27 protein-coding genes are annotated in these 22,505 nt (G+C 68.3%); 5 read left to right on the top strand and 22 right to left on the bottom strand.

The features are described 5' to 3' along the window. Positions 1 to 23 precede the first annotated feature (23 nt). Positions 24 to 953 carry an aspartate carbamoyltransferase catalytic subunit gene (locus tag JI752_RS10615; RefSeq protein ID WP_216963485.1) on the top strand — a complete coding sequence of 310 codons (930 nt, stop codon included), beginning with the start codon at positions 24 to 26 and terminating at the stop codon, positions 951 to 953. A gap of 215 nt (positions 954 to 1,168) precedes the next feature. Here JI752_RS10615 and JI752_RS10610 read toward each other — a convergent pair whose 3' ends face one another. The 17 genes from JI752_RS10610 to JI752_RS10530 form a co-directional block, all read right to left on the bottom strand. After that, the gene (locus JI752_RS10610; protein ID WP_216963481.1) at positions 1,169 to 1,984 is read right to left on the bottom strand and encodes a prolyl oligopeptidase family serine peptidase; all 816 of its coding nucleotides are present in this window, start codon (positions 1,982 to 1,984) and stop codon (positions 1,169 to 1,171) included. Positions 1,985 to 2,072: 88 nt separating this feature from the next. Further along, positions 2,073 to 3,434, bottom strand: coding sequence for a magnesium transporter (mgtE, locus tag JI752_RS10605; protein WP_216963478.1), 1,362 nt, complete (start codon positions 3,432 to 3,434; stop codon positions 2,073 to 2,075). A gap of 296 nt (positions 3,435 to 3,730) precedes the next feature. Continuing rightward, complete coding sequence (ptsP, locus tag JI752_RS10600; RefSeq protein WP_216963475.1) at positions 3,731 to 5,458, bottom strand: phosphoenolpyruvate--protein phosphotransferase; 1,728 nt, start codon at positions 5,456 to 5,458, stop codon at positions 3,731 to 3,733. Between the two features lie 7 nt (positions 5,459 to 5,465). Then, on the bottom strand, positions 5,466 to 5,735 hold the full coding sequence (locus tag JI752_RS10595) for an HPr family phosphocarrier protein (RefSeq protein ID WP_216963472.1): 270 nt from the start codon (positions 5,733 to 5,735) through the stop codon (positions 5,466 to 5,468). Between the two features lie 80 nt (positions 5,736 to 5,815). Further along, on the bottom strand, positions 5,816 to 6,208 hold the full coding sequence (locus JI752_RS10590; protein WP_216963469.1) for a PTS sugar transporter subunit IIA: 393 nt from the start codon (positions 6,206 to 6,208) through the stop codon (positions 5,816 to 5,818). 171 nt (positions 6,209 to 6,379) lie between these two features. Continuing rightward, complete coding sequence (locus JI752_RS10585) at positions 6,380 to 6,649, bottom strand: hypothetical protein (protein ID WP_216963466.1); 270 nt, start codon at positions 6,647 to 6,649, stop codon at positions 6,380 to 6,382. A 60-nt stretch (positions 6,650 to 6,709) separates the two neighbouring features. Then, entirely contained in the window at positions 6,710 to 7,021 is a 312-nt protein-coding gene (locus JI752_RS10580; protein ID WP_216964289.1) for an EF-hand domain-containing protein, read from the bottom strand. A gap of 168 nt (positions 7,022 to 7,189) precedes the next feature. Further along, positions 7,190 to 8,071 (bottom strand): RNase adapter RapZ, encoded by an 882-nt coding sequence (gene rapZ, locus JI752_RS10575; RefSeq protein WP_216963452.1) that lies wholly within the window; start codon positions 8,069 to 8,071, stop codon positions 7,190 to 7,192. A gap of 31 nt (positions 8,072 to 8,102) precedes the next feature. Beyond that, complete coding sequence (hprK, locus tag JI752_RS10570) at positions 8,103 to 9,053, bottom strand: HPr(Ser) kinase/phosphatase (protein WP_216963449.1); 951 nt, start codon at positions 9,051 to 9,053, stop codon at positions 8,103 to 8,105. Positions 9,054 to 9,061: 8 nt separating this feature from the next. Next, on the bottom strand, positions 9,062 to 9,562 hold the full coding sequence (locus tag JI752_RS10565) for a PTS sugar transporter subunit IIA (protein ID WP_216963446.1): 501 nt from the start codon (positions 9,560 to 9,562) through the stop codon (positions 9,062 to 9,064). 26 nt (positions 9,563 to 9,588) lie between these two features. Further along, positions 9,589 to 9,915 carry a ribosome-associated translation inhibitor RaiA gene (raiA, locus tag JI752_RS10560; protein ID WP_216963443.1) on the bottom strand — a complete coding sequence of 109 codons (327 nt, stop codon included), beginning with the start codon at positions 9,913 to 9,915 and terminating at the stop codon, positions 9,589 to 9,591. Between the two features lie 153 nt (positions 9,916 to 10,068). Then, the gene (locus JI752_RS10555) at positions 10,069 to 11,484 is read right to left on the bottom strand and encodes an RNA polymerase factor sigma-54 (RefSeq protein WP_216963441.1); all 1,416 of its coding nucleotides are present in this window, start codon (positions 11,482 to 11,484) and stop codon (positions 10,069 to 10,071) included. 83 nt (positions 11,485 to 11,567) lie between these two features. Then, entirely contained in the window at positions 11,568 to 12,287 is a 720-nt protein-coding gene (lptB, locus tag JI752_RS10550; RefSeq protein ID WP_216963438.1) for an LPS export ABC transporter ATP-binding protein, read from the bottom strand. After that, positions 12,287 to 12,778, bottom strand: a complete 492-nt coding sequence (gene lptA, locus JI752_RS10545) for a lipopolysaccharide transport periplasmic protein LptA (protein WP_216963435.1) — start codon at positions 12,776 to 12,778, stop codon at positions 12,287 to 12,289. The genes lptB and lptA overlap by 1 nt, the downstream gene beginning before the upstream one ends. A gap of 67 nt (positions 12,779 to 12,845) precedes the next feature. Next, entirely contained in the window at positions 12,846 to 13,430 is a 585-nt protein-coding gene (lptC, locus tag JI752_RS10540) for an LPS export ABC transporter periplasmic protein LptC (RefSeq protein WP_216963432.1), read from the bottom strand. Beyond that, positions 13,427 to 14,008, bottom strand: a complete 582-nt coding sequence (locus tag JI752_RS10535) for an HAD hydrolase family protein (protein ID WP_216963430.1) — start codon at positions 14,006 to 14,008, stop codon at positions 13,427 to 13,429. Before JI752_RS10535 ends, lptC begins: the two co-directional genes overlap by 4 nt. A 94-nt stretch (positions 14,009 to 14,102) precedes the next feature. Further along, complete coding sequence (locus JI752_RS10530) at positions 14,103 to 15,134, bottom strand: KpsF/GutQ family sugar-phosphate isomerase (RefSeq protein WP_216963428.1); 1,032 nt, start codon at positions 15,132 to 15,134, stop codon at positions 14,103 to 14,105. Positions 15,135 to 15,318: 184 nt separating this feature from the next. On the opposite strand from JI752_RS10530, the gene JI752_RS10525 reads away from it, so the two are divergent. The 3 genes from JI752_RS10525 (at position 15,319) to JI752_RS10515 (ending at position 17,239) form a co-directional block, all read left to right on the top strand. Beyond that, entirely contained in the window at positions 15,319 to 15,561 is a 243-nt protein-coding gene (locus JI752_RS10525) for a BolA/IbaG family iron-sulfur metabolism protein (protein ID WP_216963424.1), read from the top strand. 85 nt (positions 15,562 to 15,646) lie between these two features. Beyond that, positions 15,647 to 16,924: a UDP-N-acetylglucosamine 1-carboxyvinyltransferase gene (murA, locus tag JI752_RS10520; RefSeq protein WP_216963421.1), complete on the top strand. Its 1,278-nt coding sequence runs from the start codon at positions 15,647 to 15,649 to the stop codon at positions 16,922 to 16,924. A 3-nt stretch (positions 16,925 to 16,927) separates the two neighbouring features. Next, positions 16,928 to 17,239: an EF-hand domain-containing protein gene (locus tag JI752_RS10515; protein ID WP_254200541.1), complete on the top strand. Its 312-nt coding sequence runs from the start codon at positions 16,928 to 16,930 to the stop codon at positions 17,237 to 17,239. A gap of 76 nt (positions 17,240 to 17,315) precedes the next feature. Here JI752_RS10515 and JI752_RS10510 read toward each other — a convergent pair whose 3' ends face one another. The 5 genes from JI752_RS10510 to purM all read right to left on the bottom strand — a co-directional run bounded on the left by JI752_RS10510 (position 17,316) and on the right by purM (position 21,212). Further along, the gene (locus JI752_RS10510; protein WP_216963418.1) at positions 17,316 to 18,005 is read right to left on the bottom strand and encodes a DUF3108 domain-containing protein; all 690 of its coding nucleotides are present in this window, start codon (positions 18,003 to 18,005) and stop codon (positions 17,316 to 17,318) included. Further along, entirely contained in the window at positions 18,005 to 18,745 is a 741-nt protein-coding gene (locus JI752_RS10505) for a DUF3108 domain-containing protein (RefSeq protein WP_216963415.1), read from the bottom strand. The genes JI752_RS10510 and JI752_RS10505 overlap by 1 nt, the downstream gene beginning before the upstream one ends. A gap of 49 nt (positions 18,746 to 18,794) precedes the next feature. After that, positions 18,795 to 19,469, bottom strand: a complete 675-nt coding sequence (gene purN / locus JI752_RS10500) for a phosphoribosylglycinamide formyltransferase (protein ID WP_216963412.1) — start codon at positions 19,467 to 19,469, stop codon at positions 18,795 to 18,797. Next, a complete protein-coding gene (locus tag JI752_RS10495; protein WP_216963410.1) occupies positions 19,466 to 20,104 on the bottom strand; it encodes a DUF2238 domain-containing protein in 639 nt (212 codons plus the stop codon). Before JI752_RS10495 ends, purN begins: the two co-directional genes overlap by 4 nt. A 79-nt stretch (positions 20,105 to 20,183) precedes the next feature. Then, a complete protein-coding gene (purM, locus tag JI752_RS10490; RefSeq protein WP_216964285.1) occupies positions 20,184 to 21,212 on the bottom strand; it encodes a phosphoribosylformylglycinamidine cyclo-ligase in 1,029 nt (342 codons plus the stop codon). Positions 21,213 to 21,449: 237 nt separating this feature from the next. Here purM and JI752_RS10485 point away from each other — a divergent pair, with 237 nt between their 5' ends. Further along, positions 21,450 to 22,499 (top strand): DUF2066 domain-containing protein, encoded by a 1,050-nt coding sequence (locus tag JI752_RS10485; protein ID WP_342315933.1) that lies wholly within the window; start codon positions 21,450 to 21,452, stop codon positions 22,497 to 22,499. Positions 22,500 to 22,505 lie beyond the last annotated feature (6 nt).

Below are 22,505 nucleotides of genomic sequence, written 5' to 3'. Positions count from 1 at the left end.
CACCCGCGCACGCCGCCCACCGCATGAACGCACCGCATACGCATCTCCCGCGCCACCTGCTCACGCTCGACGGCCTCCCGTCCGACGCACTCAACGCGCTGCTGATCCGCGCGCAGGCCTTCGCGGAAGGCCATTACGACCGCCGCGCGCTGGACGGCATCGCCGTGTGCACGCTGTTCTTCGAACCGTCCACGCGCACACGCATGAGCTTCACGCTGGCTGCGCAGCGCCTGGGCGCGGACGTGCTGAACTTCGACGCCTCCACCTCGTCCACGCGCAAGGGCGAGACCGCGCTGGACACGCTGAAGAACCTGGAAGCGATGGGCGTGCGCGGCTTCGTCATCCGCCATCACGACGACGGCGCGGTCGCCGCGCTCTCGCAGCATGTCGACGACGGCACCGTGCTGGTGAACGCCGGCGACGGACGCAGTGCGCATCCCACGCAGGGGCTGCTGGACATGCTCACGCTGCGGCAGGCGAAGGGACGCGATTTCGGAAAGCTGAAAGTCGCCATCGTCGGCGACGTGAAGCATTCGCGCGTGGCGCGCTCGGACCTTCAGGCGCTGCGCACGCTGGGCACGGGCGAGATCCGCGTGTGCGGACCGGCGTCGCTGCTGCCGCAGGATGAAACGCTGTCCGGCTGCGTCGTGTCGCACGACCTCGACGATGCGCTGGACGGCGTGGATGCGGTGATGATGCTGCGCCTGCAACGCGAGCGCATGGAAGAAGGGCTGATCGCTTCGCTCGATGACTATCACCGCGACTACGGCCTGACGGCCACGCGCTTGAAGCGCGCGGCGGGCGATGCGGTGGTGATGCATCCGGGGCCGATCAACCGCGGCGTGGAGATCACCGACGACGTGGCCGATGGTCCGCAGTCGCTGATCCTGCGTCAGGTCACCAATGGCGTGGCGGTGCGGATGGCGGTGCTGGAGGCTTTGCTGAAGGGGTGAGGCGGTTGAGGATGGGCGGTGGGCCCGTCCGTCCTTCGACTTCGCTGCGCTACGCTCAGGACGATCGGTGATTTCGTTCTGCGCGAAAGCGCTCGTCGAATTCCAGCCCGCTCCGTGCCGCACGACAGCCACCGCTCACCGTTCGTCCTGAGCGTAGGCGCGAAGCGCCGAAGTCGAAGGATGGACGGTCCCGCATCCCTCGACTTCGCAGCGCCTCACCGCCGCTGCGCGAACGCCCAGCCCCACAGCTCCGGCGTCGCATACGCCGCATCCCACGCGTTGTGCCCCGCCTCGGCGAACTCGGTGTAACGCACGTTGCCGCCGACCTTGCGCAGCGCTTCGACCATGTGGCGCGACTGGTCCGGCGTCACCACATCGTCCTTCGCGCCGTGGAAGGCCCAGACCGGCATGCGCTGCAGCTTCTGCGCGGCAGCGGTAAACGGATCCGGCGCCAGCGCCACGCTCTCGACCTGCAGATGTTCCTTCAGCGCCGGTGGCTGGGTGACGCCGCCGCAGACGGGCACCAGGGCGGCGAACATCCGCGGCTCCATGATCGCCAGTTCGAACACGCCGTAGCCGCCGCGCGACATGCCGGTCAGCACGATGCGGTCGTCGTCGCCGTTGAACTCATCCACCGAGGCCTCGAGCGCGGCCAGCGCGACGCGCGCCTGCGTGCCGGTCCACGACGTGCCCTCCCGCGCCTGCGGGAAGACGGCGATCGCCGGGAAATCCGCCGCATGCGTGCGCACGTGCGGGCCCAGGCCGACCGCGACCTGCTTCTGGTTGTCGGTGCCGCGCTCGCCCGAACCGTGCAGGAACAGCACCACCGGCGGATGACGGCCGCCCGCCTTCCTGGAGGGCACGAACACCTGGTAGCGATGCGCCGCGCCGTCCACGACCACGCTGCGTTCGACGAAGTAGCCCGGCGGTTCCTCGCGCGGCGTCGTCGCGCAGGCGCCGAGCATCAGGGCCAGCGCCACGACGGCAAGGCGGAACAGGGCAGGGAAGGGGCGGCGGAAGGACGAAGGCATGCGGGACTCCTGGCGACGGCCGGCATGATTGGCGTTCGTCCGGCGCGCTGCAATGGCATGCGTCGCAGATCGCGCGAGTCGCCTGCGTTCAGCGCAGCAGGATGATCGTCGCCAATCCGAGGAAGGTGAAGAAACCCATCACGTCGGTCACCGTCGTCAGGAAGATGCCCGACGCCAGCGCGGGGTCGTAGCCGGCTCGCTTGATCGCCACCGGCACCAGCACGCCCGCCACCGCGGCGAAGAACAGGTTGGCGGTAAGCGCGACGCCGATGACCAGCGACAAGCCGAAGCTGTGGAACCAGATGAGCACGATCAGCGCCAGCAGGCTGCCCAGCACCAGCCCGTTGAGCAGGGCGACGCGGACTTCCTTCCAAAGCAAGGTGCGCACGTTGGCCGCGCCCACCTGGCCCAGCGCCAGGCCGCGCACCATCAGCGCCAGCACCTGCGTGCCGGCGTTGCCGCCCATGCCGGCGACGATGGGCATCAGCACGGCCAGCGCCACGAGCTTGTCGATGGTGTCGGCGAACTCGCCCACCACGCTGGCGGCGAGGAACGCGGTGCCCAGGTTGATCGACAGCCAGATCAGGCGGCGGCGCATCGCGCGCCACACCGGGCTGAAGAGGTCTTCGTCCTCGTCCAGGCCGGCGGCGCTCAATGCCTGGTGCTCGGCCTGGCTGCGGATGATGTCGACGACGTCGTCGATGGTGATGCGGCCGAGCAGGATGTTGTTGTCGTCCACGACCGGCGCGCTGAGCCAGTCGTGGTCGGAGAACTTGCGCGCGACTTCGTTCGCCGACTCTTCCACGTCGATGGCCGGTTGCTCGTCGTCGATCAGCTTGTTGATCGGCGTGCCCGGCTCGTGCGTGAGCAGCGCGGCCAGCGCGATGCGCCCCAGGTACTGGTGGCGGCGGCTGACGACGTACAGGTGGTCGGTGTGCTCGGGCAGCTCGCCGCGCAGGCGCAGGTAGCGCAGGACGACGTCGATGGTGGTGTCGGCGCGAACCGTCACCACGTCGGGGTTCATCAGGCGGCCGGCGGTGTCCTCCGGGTACGACAGCACCTGTTCGAGCCGTTCGCGGTTCTCGCGGTCCATCGACTTGAGGACTTCGTCGATGACCGTGTCGGGCAGGTCCTCGACCAGGTCGGCGAGGTCGTCGATGTCCAGGTCTTCGACGGCCGCGACGATTTCGTCGGGGTCCATCTCGGCCAGCAGGCTTTCGCGCACTTCGTCGCCGACGTGCACCAGCACTTCGCCGTCGTCCTCGGCGTCGACCAGGCCCCAGACGATGGTGCGCTTGGCCGGCGGGAGCGATTCGAGGAGGTTGCCGATCTCGGCGGGCGAGAGCGTGTTGACCAGCCGGCGCACGGGCCCCAGACGACCGCTGTCGAGCGCGTCGGAAAGCAGGCGCAGCTGGCGTGCGGTCTTGTCGTGGCGGACGGCTTCGGCCATGCGGGGCTTCCGGTGGCGCGTCGAGCCGGACTGGCACGACAGGGTCAGGCGTTCATGGCGCGCATTATCGCCCTGATCGTTGGGGATGCCCACCCCTTTGGGTTGTGGGATTTCAGATTTGGGAATCGGGAATTGGGAATCGCAAAGGCGCGGAGGGTTGCCTTTAGCTGTCCATCCCCGCGAAGGCGGGGATCCAGGCTTGCGTGCCTCACCGCTGACGTAGGCCGGAATGTCGTCGGATCCATGGATTCCCGCCTACGCGGGAATGACATGCTCTTGCGATTCCCGATTCCCGATCACGCCACCGTCGGCGCGTTCTCCGCGATCCACGCCTCGATCGCGGCGCGGTCACGCGCGCGCAGCAGGGTCGGCGCGCGCGCCTGCAATTGCGCGAGGTCGCAGTGGCGGATCGTGCGCCGCAGCTCCAGCAGCGTGGCGGGGTGCAGGCTGAACTCCGTCAGGCCCAGCGCGAGCAGCATCGGCGCGAAGTGCGGATCGCCGGCCATCTCGCCGCACACGGCCACCGGCTTGCCACGCTTCTGGCCCAGGTGGATCACGCTGCGGATCAGGCGGATCACCGCCGGATGCAGCGGCGTGTAGAGATCGATGAGCGCCTCGTTGTTGCGATCGGCGGCGAGCAGGTACTGGACGAGGTCGTTCGTGCCGATGGAGAGGAAATCCACGCTGCCGATGAAGGTGGGCAGTGCGACCGCCGCGGCGGGCACTTCGATCATCGCGCCCAGCGGAACGCTGTCGGCGATCTCGTGCCCCTGTTCGCGCAGCTGCGCCGTGACGCGCTTGAGCGTGGCACGGACCGAGCGGACTTCCTCGCGCGTGCTGATCATCGGCAGCAGGATGCGCACCGGCCCGTAACCCGATGCCCGCACCAGTGCGCGCAGCTGTGCTTCCAGCAGGCCCTCGCGCGCCAGCGACAGGCGCACGCCGCGCAGCCCCAGCGCCGGGTTGGGCTCGTCGCGCAGCGCAAGGCCGGTGCGGTCGGCCTTGTCGGCCCCCAGGTCCAGCGTGCGGATTGTCACCGTGCGACCGGTCATGCCGAGCACGACGTCGCGGTAGACGCGGAACTGCTCTTCCTCGTCCGGCAGCTCGTTGCGTTGCAGGAACAGGAACTCGGTGCGGTACAGGCCCACGCCGGCCGCGCCGAGCGCGTGGGCTTCGGCCACGTCCTCGCGCGATTCGGCGTTGGCGTAGAGCTTGATGTCGGCGCCGTCGAGCGTGCGCGTGGGCTCGCGGCGAAGGCGGTGCAGCTGTTTGCGCTCGCGCGCCAGTTCGCGCACGCGGGCGCGATGCGCGCGCAGGTCGGCGGCATCGGGTTCCAGGATCACGCGGCCGCTGGTGCCGTCGACCGCGAGCACATCGCCGTCGTTGATCTTCTGCATCGCCTGCGCCGCGCCGACCACCAGCGGCAGGTGCAGGCTGCGCGCGAGGATCGCGCTGTGTGAGAGCACGCTGCCGGAGGCGATGACGATGGCCATCACGCCCTGCGCCTGCAATTGAGCGATCTCGGCCGGAGCGACGTTGTCGGTCACCAGGATTTCGCCGGCCACGCCCGGCATGGCCGCGTCGCGACGATGCAGCGCGGCGTGGATGCGGCCGATGACCTGGTCGATGTCGTCCACACGGCTGCGGAAATAGGCGTCGTCCATGTTCTGGAACACGGAGGCGATGCGGTCGCGTTGCAGGCGCAGCGCGTAGTCGGCCGAATAACGGCCCTTGCGGATCAGTTCATCCAAGCCCTGCAGCAGTTCCGGATCGTCCAGAAGCAGGCTGTGCAGGTCGAGGAATTCGCCGACCTCGTGCGCCAGTGCGCCGTGCAGGCGCTCGCGCAGGGCGAACATCTCCTCGCGCACGGTGGCGATGGCCGTGTGCAGGCGCTTGATCTCGCCTTCCACGCGCTTGGCCGGGATGTGCTCCTCGGCAACCTCCAGGGCATGGGGCAGGCGGACACGGGCGCGCCCGAGTGCGCTTCCGCGCGATGCGCCATGTCCGGTGAACTCCTGCCTCATCCGCGCCTCAGCTGTCTTCGTCGAAACGCCGTTCGAACAGCGACACCACCGCCTGCGCGGCGTGGTCTTCGTCCTCGCCTTCCACGCGCAGCTTCACCTGCGTCCCCTGGCCGGCGGCGAGCAGCATCACGCCCATGATGCTCTTGGCGTTCACTTCGCGGCCCTTGGCGGTGAGCGTGGCGCTGCTGCGATAGGCGGACAGCGTCTGGACGAGTTTGGCCGTGGCCCGCGCGTGCAGGCCCAGACGATTGGTGACCGTCAGGTCGTGCTCGATCATCGCCGCATCCTCCGGGCCGACTGCCGCGTCCGCTTGTCCATTGCTCCACTCATGCTCTGTCCACTTCGGGCCGACCGCAGTCAGGCCTCATCCACGATCACGCCGTTGCGGGCCCCTGCGGCGGCGACCGCCGGCAGTTCGTCCAGGCCCAGGTCGGCGTAGTTCATTACCCGCAACAGCATCGGCAGGCTCACCGCCGATACGCGGCGCACCGGCGTGCCCAGCCGGGCGACCTTGGCCGCCAGGTTGCTGGGCGTGGCGCCGTACAGATCGGTCAGCACCAGTACGCCGTCACCGCGGTCCACCCTGCGCAGCGCCGCGCTGGCCTGCGGCAGCAGTGCGTCGGGATCTCCCTCGAACGGCACCTCGAATGCCTCGGTATGCAGCGGCAGCTGGCTCAACAGCCGACGCGCCACCGCGACCAGCGCGTTGCCGATGCCTTCGTGGGTGATGAGGAGGATGCCGACGGCCATGCCGCCAACTTAACAGGTCCGGGTGACGGCCCGGAAGCAGAAATCGAGCCCCGGGAGGCGAGTCGTGCGCGTGCCTGTGCGGTTGGCCGAGCGCGGTCACAGAATGCGGCTGCGCAAAGGAAACGGCCCGCTCGAGCGGGCCGTTCCGGGGAGTGGGTCAGGGCGCGAGGATCACGTACGCGGCGGGGTGGTTTGATCCTGCGGCGGGGGCTGCTCGCCTTCGGCCGGGGGCGGCGTGGTGGGCGGCGTCGTGGTGTCCGTCGGGGGCATGGTGGTCTCCGGCGGAGGCGGGGTCGGTTCCGGCGGCGGCGCGGTGTCGGCCGGCGGAGGCGGTGCGACCGTTTCGGTCTCCGTCTTCTGGCAGCCGGCCAGGGCCAGCGTCGAGGTGATCAGGACCAGCGCCAGCGCGGCGGTGAGTCGATGGATGCCGTGGTGGTTCATGGGGACTCCTCTGCTAGGGAAGGGTGAGGTGCGCGAACCGTCGTGGTCGCCGCGGATGGATCAGCGTGGCGGACTGGATTCGGAACTCGCGTGGCCCGCGGCGAACTCGGTCGCCGACAACTGGCCGTCGCCGTCGCGATCGACCTGGGCGAAGTGACTGGTGAGGCGTGCGTCCGCGGCGGCTTCGTCCTTGCTCACCTTGCCGTCGGCATTGACGTCGAGGTCGGCGAAGCTGAGCGCGCGCGGTGTGGTGTCGGTGGTGCTGCCGGTGGGCGGCGGGGTCGGTGTCGGTCGTTCGGTCTTCTGCGCGAGGGCAGGTGACGCCGCGAGCACACTGGCCAGCGCGAGCATCAGGGTGGAAGTCGTTCGCATTGCACACTCCTGCGGATGGCGCCATGAGGCAGCGCAACCCGACCGTAGCCGTCCAGGCGCAAGGCGTGCGCAAGCGTGGTGCAAAAATTTCGTGAGTCGGCGCGATATGGCCGACCGAGTCAGGACGCGTTCACCGCGCGCGTCGCGATACCGTGAAGGCGCGGCGCCTCAGTCCAGTTCGCGATGATGCACGGCAACTTCATCCCAACCCTGCGAACGCGCGTGTTCGGCGAAGCGTTCGGCCAGGTACACCGAGCGATGTCGACCGCCCGTGCAACCGAAGGCGATGGTCGCGTAGCTGCGCGTGCTGTCCACGTGCAGGCGCGGCAGCCAGGTATCGAGGAACTGGCGGATCTGCTCGAAGAACAGATTCACGTCGGCCTGCGAACCCAGATAGTCGCGGATCGCCGCGTCGCGTCCGGAGAGCGGGCGCAGCACCGGATCCCAGTGCGGGTTCGGCAACGCGCGTGCGTCGAACACGAAGTCGGCGTCGGCCGGCACGCCGCGGCGGTAGGCGAAGGATTCGAACAGCAGCGACATGCCGGTGTCGCCGCCGATGCCGAACTCGGTCAGCACCTGCCGACGCAGCTGATGCACGTTGAGGCTGCTGGTGTCGACGACGGCGTCGGCGATGGAGCGCAGCGGCTTGAGCACCTGGCGTTCCAGCGAGATCGCATCGGCCAGCGACAGGCCCAGGTGGCTCAACGGGTGACGGCGGCGCGTGTCGGCGTAGCGCTTGAGCAGGGTTTCATCGCCTGCGTCGAAGAACACCAGGCGCGGGTCCAGGCCCAGCGCGCCCACGGCCGACAGCCACTCGGGGATGTTGCTCAGATCGCTGTGGCGGTTGCGCACGTCGATGCTCACGGCCATCTTCGCCGGCACGCCGTCGTCGGCGCGCTGCACGCTGGCGACGAACTGCGGCAGCAGATCGGCCGGCAGGTTGTCGACGCAGAAGTAGCCCAGGTCCTCGAAGGTGCGCAGGGCCACCGACTTGCCGGAGCCGGACATGCCGCTGACGATGACGAGAGTGGAGTTGGACGGTTCGCTCATGGCGCGATGGGCGGGAGGTGGCGTGGGCGGCTTATGCGTCGCCGCGTTCGAGGAAATTGCTGTGACGCGCGATGAACGCCGCGGCCGGGTCGAGCCCCTTCATGCGCAGGCTGTGCAGGCGCGTGGCCGCTTCGGTCAGCACGGCCAGGTTGCGGCCGGGCATGACGGGCAGGGTGATCATCGGCACGTCCAGGTCCAGCACGCGACGCATCCCGCTGTCGCCGGTGAGCCGTTCCATGCCCATGGGTTTGGGCTCGGTCATCGGCTTGGCCAGATGCACGATCAGGCGCAGGTACTTGTTGTTCTTCACCGCCGTGTCACCAAACATCTGGCGGATGTTGAGCACGCCCAGGCCGCGCACTTCCAGCAGGTCCTGCAACATTTCCGGGCAGGTGCCGTCGAGCACGTCCGGCGCGATCTGGGTGAACTCCGGCGCGTCGTCGGCGACCAGGCGGTGGCCGCGCGTCACCAGCTCAAGTGCGAGTTCGCTCTTGCCCGAACCGGATTCGCCGGTGATGAGCACGCCGATGGAGTAGATCTCCATGAAGACGCCGTGCAACGTCACGCGCGGGGCCAGCGTGCGCGCGAGGTGGTATTGCAGGTGGTTGAGCAACTCGTGCCCGCGCCGCGGCGAGACCCATAACGGCGTGTAGCTTTCCTCGGCGGCGATGCGCAGATCCTCCGGGCAGGTCTGGTCCTTGCTGATGACCAGTGCCAGCGGGCGGAACTGCATGATCTTCTCGATCGTCTCCCAGCGCAGACGTGGTTCCAGCGCGTCGAGCCACGCCAGTTCCTCGGTGCCCAGGATCTGCACCTTGTTGGGATAGATCGCGTTGAGGTAACCGGCCAGCGACGGTCGGCGCGCGACCGTGTTCACCGATTCGAGGATGCGGCGGTCGCCCTTCTGTCCGGCCAGCCAGCGCAGGCCCAGACGATCGCGTTGTTGTTCGAACAGTTCCCCTGCGCTGATGCTGGTGCTCATCCAGGTCCTCAGGCGGCGCAGGGAAGGAAATCGGGGCCGGGGCCGGCCAGGGTGCGTCGAAGCTGGCCCGCATCGCGCGCCTCGCGCAGCGCCGCACGGTAGTCGGCATCGGCGAAGCGTTCGGCGATTTCGGCCAGGCGGCGCAGTTGCCCGTCGATGTCGTGCTCGGGCACCAGCAGCGCGAGGATCAGGTCGACCGGTCGGTCATCGGCGGCACCGAAATCGACCGGATGCTCCAACCGCAGGAACGCCGCGCGGCATTCGTCCAGATCGGCGACGCGGGCGTGCGGAATCGCCACGCCGAAGCCGAATGCGGTGCTGGCGCGCGCCTCGCGCTCGCGCAGTGCGAGCGCGATGGCGGCGCTGTCGAAGCCGTCCGCCAACAGCCATGCCGCCGCATCGAGCGCGCGCGCGTGCGGCTTGCCTCCCTCATCGGACGCGCTCGCCTCTATCGCGTGACCATCGAGGATGGCGACACGCGCGCGGTTCAATAGATCGTGCAGCGGCATGGTGTTGTGGCGGGGTGGGGCGTGCGTCAGCCGAAGCTGTCGCTGCGTGCGGCGCTTTCGCCGCGATGGTGATCGACGACCTTGCTGCGATGCTCGCGCAGCAGGCGGTCGAGCTTGTCGGTGAGCAGGTCGATCGCGGCGTACATGTCGATCGCCTGGGCATCGGCCACGAGCGTGCGGCCTGCAAGGTTGACGGTGGCCTTGGCCCGGTGGTTCGGTTTCTCGAGGCTCAGCTGGGCGCGCACGTCGAAGGGTTGTTCACAATGACGTTCCAGTCGCGAGAGCTTGCTTTCCACGTAATCCCGCAGGGCGGGGGTTACCTCGATCTGCTGACCGTAGGTTTCGATACGCATCGGAGACCTCCTTTACGTCGCGACGGGAAGACAGGATGGCACGCCCGGTGCGTTGCGCAAGGGGCGAACGTCCGCAGTTTGGAGGATCCGGACAGAACGCATTGATCCGGCAAGGTTTCGTCCGCAACTTCTTCACGCAGGTGTTTCGTTTTCCTAACCGATTCTTACGCGGTCCTGCGAGGAGGGGATGCTCATCGCCTCGCGGTACTTGGCGACGGTGCGGCGCGCAACCGGCACGCCCGTGGCCTTGAGCGTTTCGGCCAGGCGGGCGTCGGAGAGCGGCTTGCGCGGGTTCTCCGCCTCGATCAGGCGCCGGATCATGGCCTGGATCGCCGTGCTGGAGGCCTCGCCGCCGGCGCCGGTGTCGATGCCCGATGCGAAGAACGCACGCATCGGCACGGTTCCACGCGGCGTTCGCGCGTATTTGCGGGCGATCGCGCGTGAAACGGTGGATTCGTGCAGGCCGACTTCGGCCGCCACCTCGCGCAGCGTCAGCGGGCGCAGCGCGCTGTCGCCGAACTCCAGGAACGCCGCCTGCTGCTTGATCAGGCAGCGCGCCACCTTGATGAGGGTTTCGCCCCGCGCTTCCAGGCTCTTGAGCAGCCAGCGCGCTTCCTGCAGGTGGCCGCGCAGGTAGCTGGCGTCGGTGCCGCTGGCGTGGCGGAGCATGTTCTCGTAGCCGCGGTGGATGGAGATGCGCGGGCGCATGCCGTCGGCGAGCGCGACGCGCCACAGCCCGTGCTGGCGCCAGATCACCAGATCCGGGGCGATGTAGGTGTCGCTGGCGATCGCGCCGATCTGCGCGCCGGGGCGCGGATCGAGCGAACGCAGCAGCTGCACGGCCGTTTCGGCCTCGCCCAGATCGAGTTTGAGTTCCGCCGCAAGGCCCGCCACGCCGATGCGCGGCAGGCGTTCCAACGGGCCATTGGCCAGCTGATGGGCCAATGCCTTGCCCGGGGTCTCGGGCGTGAACTGGGCAAGCTGGAGGCGCAGGCATTCGCCCAGCGAGCGCGCGCCCACGCCGACGGGATCGAACTGCTGCACCTGGTGCAGCACGGTCGTGAGCTCCTCCACGGAGCAGTCGAACGTCTCCGCCAGCGAGGCGGCGATGGACTCCAGCGGCTCGCGCAGGTAGCCGTCGTCATCGATGGATTCGATCAGGGCGACGCCGAGCGAGCGATCGCGCGCGGAGAGCGGGCTCAGGTGCAACTGCCACAGCAGGTGATCGTGCAGGGTGTCCGACTCGGCGACCTGCTCGGCGATGGGCGTCTCTTCCTCGTTGTCGGACGGGCCCAGGCGTTCGTACCAGGGCTCGCCGTCGGTGGTCCATTCGGCCTCCGGCGGCAGGTGCTCGGTTTCAGCGCCGTTGCCGGGCTGTTCGCCGCCGGACTCGCCGTTGGAGACGCTGATCGCGGTCTCGGTCCAGTCCAGCAGTGGATTGCTCTCCACCGCTGCGGCCAGTTCAGCCTCAAGCTCCACAGCAGACAATTGCAGCAGGCGGATCGCCTGACGCAACTGCGGTGTCATCACCAGCTGTTGTCCAAGTGCGGCTTGAAGACGCGGTTTCATTGTCGAAGGCCAACGCGACCAGGGGGAACCGACGGCCGCTGCGCTCTGGACGTGCGGAATTTCCGCACCCTTCGACTACATCCTTACAGCCGGAAGGTCTCGCCCAGGTACACGCGGCGTACATCGGGGTTCGCTAGCAACGCATCCGGAGCACCCTGCGCCAGAACGCCGCCTTCGTTGAGGATATACGCCCGATCGCAAATGCCCAAGGTTTCGCGGACGTTGTGATCGGTAATGAGCACGCCGATTCCCCGATTCTTGAGGTGGCGCACGATCCGCTGGATCTCGCCGACCGAAATCGGGTCCACGCCGGCGAAGGGTTCGTCGAGCAGCATCAGGCGCGGACGCGCGGCCAGGGCGCGTGCGATTTCCACGCGACGGCGCTCGCCGCCGGACAGGCTCGCGCCGATCTGGTCGGCGACATGGCCGACCTGCAGTTCGTCGAGCAGGCTTTCCAGTTCGCGGTCGCGGCCGTGACGGTCCAGGTCCTCGCGCAGCTCCAGCACCAGGCGGATGTTGTCCGCCACGGAGAGCTTGCGGAAGACCGAGGGTTCCTGCGGCAGGTAGCCCACGCCGTACTTCGCGCGTGCGTACATGGGCTCGGAGGTGATGTCCTTGCCGTCCAGGACGATCTGGCCGGCGTCGGCCGGCACCAGGCCCACGATCATGTAGAAGCAGGTGGTCTTGCCGGCACCGTTGGGGCCGAGCAGGCCGACCACCTCGCCGGCGTCCAGGGTCAGTCCGAAGTCCTTGACCACCTCGCGCGCACGGTAAGCCTTGCGCAGGCCCTGGGCGACCAGCATCAGCCGCCCCCCTGGCTGTTCTTGGGAATGATGCGGATCTTCACGCGGCCCGCGTCCTGTCCGCCGCCCTGCACCTGGCCGGTCTTCATGTTGTACACCACGCGTTCGCCGGCGATGGAGCCGGAAGGCTGGCGGATGTTCACGCCGCCGGTGAAGACGACGATCTCGCTCTTGAGGTCGTAATCCACTTTCTTGGCGACCGCGTCCATCTGCTTGCCGTCGTCCAGTTCCTGCTTGAGCGTCACCGGCGCGCCGGTCAGCACCGCACGCACGGGCTCGCCGTCGCGCGAGGTGATCACGGCCTGGTTGGAGCGGATGTCGAGCGTGCCTTGCGTGATGATCACGCCGCCGCTGAGCGTGGTCGGGCGGCTGTCGTCCATCGAGTAGTCGCTGTGGCCGGCATCGATGTCCATCGGCTTGTTCCGGTCGGACGTGCGCGCCAGGGCCAGGGCCGGCGTCAGGGCGAGCACCAGTGCGAGACTGAGAAACATCCGGACGTGTATGGGCGTTTCGCGAACGCGGCGCCGCTGGATCGCGCGCGCATGCGCCAGACACTCGCTATGGAGCAGCACGTTCATATCGGGCCTTGACGTCGTTCTGAAGGATGATGCGCTTGGCATCGAGGTCGGCTTCGAGGCCACGGCCGTTCAGTATAAGGCCCGGCTGCGTGAGCGTTACCTGGGCGGACGACGTGGCCCGCCGGGCGTCGGGGAAAACGTTCAGTTCCTCGGTGACCACGCGGATCGGCTTGCCGTCGGCGTTGGTGCTTTCGGCCTTGACGCCGCCGCGCAGGCGCACTTCGTCGCCCTTCTCGCTGACCCAGCCGGTCTGCGAGCGGATGTCCCACGGCGAGGCCTGGCTGCCTTGCTTCGGCGGAAGGTGGAAGACCGGCGTGGCGATCTGCATCGTCCTCACATCCGGGTCGCGTTCCAGGCGCGGCGCGTTGAGCGTGAAGGCCTCGCGGCCTTCCTTGTCCAGCACGCTGACCTGGAAGTCGTGCAGCACGTAGTCCGGACGCTTGCCGACCGGGCCAGTCGGGCTACCGCGATCGCGCTGCTGCCACATGAGCCAGCCGCTAAGCAGCGCACCCACCATGAGCACGACCGTGAGCACGGCGCGCCAGTTCATCTGACCCCAGTTCATGCGTTGCCTTCCACGCGCACGCCTTCGACACGCAGCAGATCGGCGAGCAGCGGCTCGGCATGCCCCTGCGCGGCCAGCAGCAGATCGCAGAATTCGCGCACGGCGCCGTGGCCGGCGCGCGCGCTGGTGCGCCAGTGCACGCGTTCGGCGACCCAGCGGTGCGCATCGGCCGGCGCGACGGCGAAGCCGGTCTGCAGCATCACGCGCAGGTCGGCCAGGTCGTCGCCCATGAAGGAGACCTGGGAAATGTCCACGCCCATGCGTGTGGCGATCTCCTGCACGCAGGCGAGCTTGTCCTTCACGCCGACATGGACCTCGGTGATGCCCAGGTCCGCGCCACGGCGCTTGGCGATCGGCCCGCCGCGCGCGGTGATGAAGGCCACCGCGATGCCGACCTTGCCCAGCAGCGTGAGGCCTTGCCCGTCGTGGACGTGGAACGCCTTGAGTTCATTGCCCTCGCCATCGAAATACAGGCGACCGTCGGTCAGCGTGCCGTCCACGTCGAAGCAGGCCAGGCGGATGCGCGAGGCGCGTTCGCGGACGTCGGCGGGATAGTCGTTGAGGTGGCTGTAGGGCATGGGATTGGGATTCGAGATTCGGGATTCGGGATTCGCAAGAACGGGTATCTCCTGGGGGATTGGAATCCCCGATCCCCAGTCCGAATCCCGGCCTTTAAACCACCCGCGCGCGCAACAGGTCATGAATGTTGAGGGCACCGACGAGGCGTCCCTCTCCATCCACGACCAGCAGGCCGCTGATCTTGTGCGCTTCCATCAACTGCGCCGCTTCCACCGCCATCGCATCGCAACCGATGGTCTTGGGCGAACGGGTCATCACTTCGGCGATGCGCGTGCCGCGCAGGTCGACGCGGTCGTCGTCGAGCGTGCGGCGCAGATCGCCGTCCGTGTACAGGCCGAGCAAGCGATCGTCCGCATCGACCACGGCGGTCATGCCCAGACGCTTGCGGCTCATTTCCACCAGCGCTTCGCTGACGCTGGCGTCGGCCGTCACGCGGGGAATGTCGTCGCCGGAATGCATGATGTCGGCGATGTGCAACAGCAGCCGGCGGCCCAGCGCGCCGGCCGGGTGCGAGCGGGCGAAGTCGTCGGCGGTGAAGCCGCGCGCGTCCAGCAGCGCGACGGCGAGGGCGTCGCCCATCGCCAGCGAAGCGGTGGTGCTGGACGTCGGCGCCAGCGCGAGCGGGCAGGCTTCGGCGGGCACGCTGACGTCCAGGTGCACGTCGGCTTCGCGCGCCAGCGAGGAGTTCGGCCGGCCCGTCATCGCGATCAGCTTGTTGCCCTGCCGCTTGAGGCCGGGCAGCAGCATGAGCACTTCATCGCTCTCGCCGGAGTAGGACAGGGCGAGCACGATGTCGACGTCGGTGATCATGCCCAGGTCGCCGTGGCCGGCTTCGCCCGGGTGCACGTAGAAGGCGGGCGTGCCGGTGGAGGCCAGCGTCGCGGCGATCTTGCGCGCGATATGGCCCGACTTGCCCATGCCGGTGCAGACCACGCGGCCCTGCGAGGCGAGGATCAGGCGGCAGGCCGCGCTGAAGTCGCCGTCGATGCGCGCGGCGACGGCGGAGAGCGCCTGTGCTTCGATCTCGAAGACGCGGCGGCCGCTCGCGGCCAGGGTGGCCGGGTCGTCGGCGTATGCCTGGGCGTGGACGGGCGAGGCGGGCGAGGTAAAGGGGATGCTTGCCATGGGGCGTGCCATTTCGGACCGGGGGCCTTTCCGTTAGGCTAATCCATCCATTTTAGGCGGTCTGGCCGGCAAAAGCCCGTCAACGACGGATCCCGCCACCGGCGTGCGGGGCGCAGGACGCGCGGCGCACGAATCAAGCCCCCATCTTCCCCCCCGAGTTCCGCGTCCCGAGGCTGTTTCCCCCGTGAACCCCGACATCATCCGCCAGCTGATCGAACAAGGCCTGCCCGGCGCGCGCGCCGACGTGCGCGGCGACGACGGCGTGCATTTCGAAGCCACCGTCGTGGCCGACGCCTTCCGCGGCAAGCTGCCGCTGGCGCGCCACCGCCTGGTCTACGCCACGCTGGGCGAACGCATGGGCGGCGAGATCCACGCGCTGGCGCTGAAGACGTTGACGCCCGAAGAAGCCGGGATTCGGGATTCGTGATTCGGGATTCGCGCAAGCGATGCCCGTAGCCGAAGCCCACGAATTCCTTTCCCGAATCCCGAATCTCGAATCCCCAATCCCGAACATGCAAAAGATCGTTGTAGAAGGCGGCGCCGCGCTCAACGGCGAGGTGCAGATCTCCGGTGCGAAGAACGCCGTCCTGCCGATCCTGTGCGCGACGCTGCTCGCCGATGGCCCGGTGTCGATCACCAACGTGCCGCACCTGCACGACGTGGTCACCACGGCCAAGCTGCTGGGCGAACTCGGCGCGGGCATCACCGTGGACGAAGGCACGCTCGCCAGGGGCCGCGGCATCGTGGTCGATCCGACCACTGTGCACAGCCACGTTGCACCGTATGAACTGGTCAAGACGATGCGCGCCTCCGTGCTCGTGCTCGGACCGCTGCTGGCCAAGTACGGTGCGGCGGAAGTCTCGTTGCCGGGCGGTTGCGCGATCGGTTCGCGTCCGGTCGACCAGCACATCAAGGGCCTGCAGGCGCTGGGTGCGGACATCACCGTCGAGAACGGCTACATCAAGGCCCGTCGCGACGGTCGCCTGAAGGGCGCGCGCTTCGTCTTCGACATGGTCACCGTCACCGGCACGGAGAACGTGCTGATGGCCGCCGCGCTCGCCGAAGGCACCAGCGTGCTGGAAAACGCCGCGATGGAGCCGGAGATCGTCGACCTGGCCGACTGCCTCAACGCGCTCGGCGCGAACATCGAGCACGCCGGCAGCGGCCGCATCGTCGTGCACGGCGTGGAGCGCCTGCATGGCGGCGCGCACGATGTGCTGCCGGACCGCATCGAGACGGGCACCTTCCTCGTCGCCGCAGCCATGACCGGCGGTCGCGTCACCGTGCGCCGCGCGCGTCCGGATACGCTGGACGCGGTGATCGACAAGCTCAAGCAGGCCGGCGCGGACATCACCGTCGAGGGCGATCGCATCACGCTGGATATGCAGGGCCGCCGCCCGCGTGCAGTGGATCTGACAACCGCGCCGCACCCGGCGTTCCCGACCGACATGCAGGCGCAGTTCATGGCGATGAACGCCATCGCCGACGGCGTCGGCGTGATGAACGAGACGATCTTCGAGAACCGCTTCATGCACGTCTCGGAACTGCAGCGATTGGGCGCGGACATCCGCGTGGAAGGCCACACCGCGATCGTGCGCGGCGTGGAACGCCTGAGCGGCGCTCCGGTGATGGCGACCGACCTGCGCGCTTCGGCATCGCTTGTCCTCGCTGGTCTGGTCGCCGAAGGCACCACGACCATCGACCGCATCTACCACCTGGATCGCGGCTACGAAAACATCGAGGAGAAGCTCTCCGGCCTCGGTGCCAAGATCCGCCGCATCTCGGCCTGATCCATGGCTGTGATCAAGCGCGCACCGTTCACGCCGCGTCGTCTTGCGACGCTGGGTTTCTTCGTCACGCTGCTGATCGTGGTGGGCTGGCTGCACTTCACCGGTGCGGCCGGCACGCGCGGCATGGACCGCAAGGACATGGACTGGAACGGCGACGGCAACGTCTCCATGCAGGAGATGCTGCAGTCGTTCTACGCCGTCACCGTGAAGGTCACGAAGGAAGGTGCGCGCGAATGCCGTGCGTATTCGTGGCGCGGAAGCAACGATACGCTGCGCATGGATTGCCGGACCGTGGTGCAGCCCGCGACGAAGTGAGCGTCCGCGGCGCCAGGCCACGAAACGAAAAAGCCCCGCTTCCGCGGGGCTTTTTTCTTGCCTGCGTCGATCGTGCTCAACGCACCGCCTGCACCCGCAGGTCGATCGCGTCCTGGCCCTTGTCGCGCTGCAGGATGCGCGCCGGCACCGGCATGCCGTCCACGATCCACGCGATGGTCTGCTTGTTGCCCTGCGTGCTCACGACCTTGGTCGCCTGCTTCGACTGTCCGCCGATGGTGATCGGTTCCTTGCCGGCGATGGTGTAGGTGAGTTGCTTGACGCGGCCGTCCTCCACCATACGGTAGTTCATCGTCTTGCCGGCCTGCACGTCACGCACGATCGCCAGGTTGATCAGCAGCGCGTCCATGTCGCCGGGTTGCAGCTTGATCGGGCCGGCGCGTTCGGGCTTCACGTCGCCGGTCCAGCTCGCCACGCCCTTGGCCCAGTCGTAGGTGGCGTTCTTGTTCTGCTTCTTGGTCAGCACCTGCGAACTGTCGTTGCCCGAGAGCGGCCGCCACTGGCCGCCGTTGTCCTCGAACACGGTGGATTGGCGAAGGTTCGCCAGCGGGCTGGAGACGGACAGGTCGTACTTCCAGCGGTTGGCGCCGTCGGCCGTCAGCGTCATCTTGCCGGCGCCCTGCATGCCCATGTAGTTGGCCTGGTAATCGGCCGTGAAAGGCTTGATCGCAAGCGCAGGCGCGCTGACCGTCGCCAGGAGCGCGGCGGCGAATGCGCAGCGCAGCACGCGGGTAGAAACAGTGGCCATCACGGGGCTCCCTTGTAGTCGACCAGGCGCAGGTCGAAAGTGTCCTCGCCATTTTCGCGCTGCAGAATGCGCACGGGCGTGGGCACGCCTTCAACCACCCACAGTACCGTCTCGCCGTTGCCCCCGCCCTGAACACGGCTCACGCGCATGGCATTGAAGCCCATGCCGTCGACGCTCACGCCTTCGAGTTCCTGCGACACCGAATATAGGTGGTCGCGCGCGCGGCCGTTGTCGACGAAGCGGTACTGGAGCGTCTTGCCCGGCTGGGCATCGCGGACGATCGCCAGGTTGATCAGCAGCCCGCTCATGTCGCCGTCCTTCAGCGGCACCGGCGCCTGGCGCTTCTTCTTCACGTCGCCCGTCCAGCGCGCCGTGTGCGAGGCCCAGTCGTAGGTGCCGGTGATTTCCTTGCCGACGAACACCGCCTTGCGCACCGTGCTTTGACTCAGCGGGCGGTAGACATCGCTGCCGACCACGTCGAACACCGTGCTCTGCTGCGCATTGGCGCCGGCCAGGCCGATCAGGCCGCGCGTACCGCGCATGTTGAGGTCGATGCGCCAGTGCGACGGCGCGCTGGACGGCACCACCTGCATGGTCGCTTCGCCCAGCGGCTTGCCCTCGTTGAAGATCTGGTAGTTCGCCACGAACGGCTCCAGCGCGGAGGCGGGCGCGGCGAAGGAGACCAGGGCGAGCGTGGTCAGGAGGGGGGCGGTGATCAGGACGCGGAGAGGACGCTTCATCGAAAGGTAGTGCGGAAGGATGCCGTGCATGCCTGCTCCGGGGCGGCGTTCAGCGGGGGGCGCCGGTGCCGGATGCCTGCAGGGCACCGGCGGAATCTAGAAGCAAGGGCGTAAACAGGGCATGACCGTCCAGGGTCGTGGTTGTGCCCTGTTCAGCCAAGCGGCCCGCGACGGCCAACTGCAGCACGGCCACGAGCAGGGGGTGCTCCACCTGCAGGACGCGCTGGGCCAAGGCCTCTGGGTCGTCTCCAGGCAGGACCGGCACGCGCGCCTGGGCAATGACCGTGCCGGCGTCCAGCTCGGGAATCACGAAGTGCACGCTGGCGCCGTGCTCGGCATCGCCCTCGGCGATCGCCCGCGCATGCGTGCGCAGGCCCGGGTACTTGGGCAGCAGCGAGGGATGGATGTTGAGCAGCCGCCCGCGGAACCGCTCCACGAAGGCATCGCACAGAATGCGCATGTAACCGGCGCAGACGATCCAGTCCGGCTGCGTGGCTTCGATGGCGTCGGCCAATGCCGCGTCGAATGACTCGCGCGAAGGGAAGTCCTTCGGGCTCGCGCCCCAGCGAAGTTCCGGTTCGACGCGGTCGAGCGCGGCGGCGGTCGGCTTGTCGGAAAACACGCCGACGATCCGCGCCGGCAGCGAGCCGTCCGCGATCGCGTCGAGGATCGCCTGCAGGTTGCTGCCGCGTCCCGAAGCCAGCACCGCGATGCGCTCGTTCATGGGGCCGCCTCCGCCACGATGCAGGCCGGCATCCGCGCCGAACACACCAGCGGCCAGGTGGCCAGCGCACCCAGCGTGGCCAGAAGCATGTCGGTATGTGCGTCCCAGATGTCGCCCTGCTGGCCGTTGTAGGACTCGGCCTCCTGCGGCGACATCGTCAACGCGATGCCCCATTCGATCCATTCGTACACCAGGCTCGTGCACATGATCGCCATCACCGCGAGCCCGAACGCCTGCGCAGCCGACAGACGCGGCCACCGCTGCGTTGCATGGCCGGCGAGCAGGGGCGTCAGGCAGAGGCCGTACATCAGGTGGATGAAGCGATCGGCATGGTTGCGTGTCCAGCCGAACGCGTCCTGTGGCGACCAGTGCAGCACGGCACGGAACCAGTCGTCGTAGGGCACGTTCGAGTACAGCCAGCGAGCGGCCAGGCAGTGCACGGCGAGGAATCCGCATACCAGCACGAAGTCGCGGGTGCGCGTGTTCCAGCGCCGGTCGTGCCACCACAGCCACACCACGGCGATCACGGTGCCGATGGTGTGCAACGCCTGTTCCCTGGGCCACTGCGGGTTCAACCAGGTGGCCACGAACACGAGAAGCAAGGCCCCCAACGCCCAGCGTTTTTGCAAACACATGGCGAATCCCGGATCGCGTGCGCGGGATCCTTCCCGCGTGGCTTGGTCGGTCATGGGGCTTGGCGTGGCGAAGCGTCGATCAGCCGATGCGGACGCGGCTGTCGACCGGGGCACCGGCAGCGGCCTTCACCACCTGCCCGATCGGGCGATGGCGCAGGCCCAGGCGGTCGAGGTCGGCTTCCACCGCGGCGACCTCGCCCGGTGCAACCACCAGTACGAAGCCCACGCCGCAGTTGAAGGTGCGCCACATGTCGTCGTTCGGCACCGCGCCTTCGCGCTGCAGCCAGTCGAACACCGGCGGCAGCACGATGGCCGACGCCTCGATGTCCAGACCCAGGCCATCGGGGATGACGCGGATGATGTTCTCGGTCAGACCGCCGCCGGTGATGTGCGCCATGGCGTGCAGATCGTGCTTGCCGAGCAGTTCGAGGATCGGCTTCACGTACAGCTGCGTCGGCGCCATCAGCGCGTCGATGAGCTTCACCCCGCCCATGTCGAGGTCGGCTGGGCGGCCGGCGCGGTCGTAGATCTTTCGCACCAGCGAGTAGCCGTTGGAATGCGGGCCGCTGGAGGCGATGCCGATCAGCACGTCGCCTTCGCGCACCTTGGCACCGTCGAGCAGCTTGGACTTCTCCACCGCGGCGACGCAGAAGCCGGCCAGATCGTACTCGCCGGGCGGGTACATGTCGGGCATCTCGGCCGTCTCGCCGCCGATCAGCGCGCAGCCCGACATCTCGCAACCCTTGGCGATGCCGCCGACCACGGCGACCGTGGTGTCGACATCGAGCTTGCCGGTGGCGAAATAGTCTAGGAAGAACAGCGGCTCGGCGCCCTGAACCAGCACATCGTTGACGCACATGGCGACCAGGTCGATGCCGATGGTGTCGTGGCGGTTGAGCTGTTGCGCCAGCTTGAGCTTGGTGCCCACGCCGTCCGTGCCCGAGACCAGCACCGGCTCCTTGTACTTGCCCGACAGGTCGAACAGCGCGCCGAAGCCGCCCAGTCCGCCCATGACTTCCGGCCGGAAGCTGCGCTTGACCAGCGGCTTGATGCGTTCGACCACCTCGTTGCCCGCGTCGATGTCGACGCCGGCATCGCGGTAGGTGATCGGGGTGGGCGTGGTGGGGGAATTCGACACGGGCGGCCTCGGCGGTCGCGGGAGATGAAGCGGCGATTTTAACAGTCGCGCGACCCCGGCTGTGGTCTGGATCACGCCGCGAATGGACGGGGCGGGTCGGCTGCGGCACCATTTCGACTGTTTACGTACCCAGGGATAGCGATGGTTCGGGCAATTCGCGCGGGAACACCGCGCACGACGCTCCTCCGGCAGGTTCATCTGACGATCGTGGCCGCCTTGTTGCTGCTGACGAGCTTGGGTGCCGCCGCGCAGCGCGTGGAGGGCGACCGCGCCCGGGCCGAGGGCATCTACGCGACCGAAGTGCAGGTGAACGGGCAGGGCGAGACGGAGCGCAACGCTGCGCTCGCGCGTGGCCTGGCCCAGGTGCTGGGCAAGCTCTCCGGCGACCGTGGCGCGGCTTCCCGCCCCGGCGTGGGCAACGAGCTCCGCCAGGCCCGCACCTACGTGAAGGCCTACGACTACCGGCAGGACGAGGGACTGGGCCCCACCGGCGCGCCGAGCTTCCGGACCACCCTGGTCATCCAGTACGACGAGGAAGCCGTCAACGACCTCGCCGCGACCCTGGGCATTCCGATCTGGCCGCAGCCGCGCCCCAAGCCGGTCCTGTGGCTGGCCATCGACGACGGCAGCGGCCCGCGTCTGGTCGGCCTGCCGCAGGTGAACGCGGCACGACCGGCGCTGAACCGGGCGGTCGAGCGTGGCTACAAGCTCGGCCTGCCCACCGGCAACGCCGCCGAGCAGGCCGCGGTCGGCGCGATCTGGCGCGGCGACAGCGCCGCCGTCGCGCGCGCCTCGGCCCGCTACAGCCCGCCGATGCAACTGATCGGCAAGCTCTACCGCGACACGACCGCCGGCTGGAAGGCCGACTGGACCTTCGTCGACACCGGCAAGGTGCTCGCCACCTGGTCGCAGACCGGCACCGACCCCCGCCAGTTGATGGCCAGCGGCGCCGACGGCGCGGCCGACGCGCTGATGAAGCGTTACGCCAAGCGCGCGCCTTCGGGCGAACCGGGTGTGTACCGCGTCACCTTCACCGGCATCGACAGCAGCGATGATTTCATCCGCCTGGCGGGCTACCTGCAGAAGCTGTCGGTCGTGCGCCGCAGCGTGCCGGTGCGGGCGACGCCGCAGGGGCTGGAATACGAACTCCAACTCGTCAGCGGCATGCCCGGCCTGAACCGCCTGCTGGCGCGCGACGGCGTGGTCGATGTACTGGAAGGCCTGGAAGGCCAGCCGCCGGTGTATCACCTGCGCTGACGTCAT

The sequence above is a fragment of the Lysobacter sp. MMG2 genome (assembly GCF_016735495.2).
GTDB lineage: Bacteria > Pseudomonadota > Gammaproteobacteria > Xanthomonadales > Xanthomonadaceae > Lysobacter_J.
This window is presented reverse-complemented; position numbering and strand designations above follow the sequence as displayed.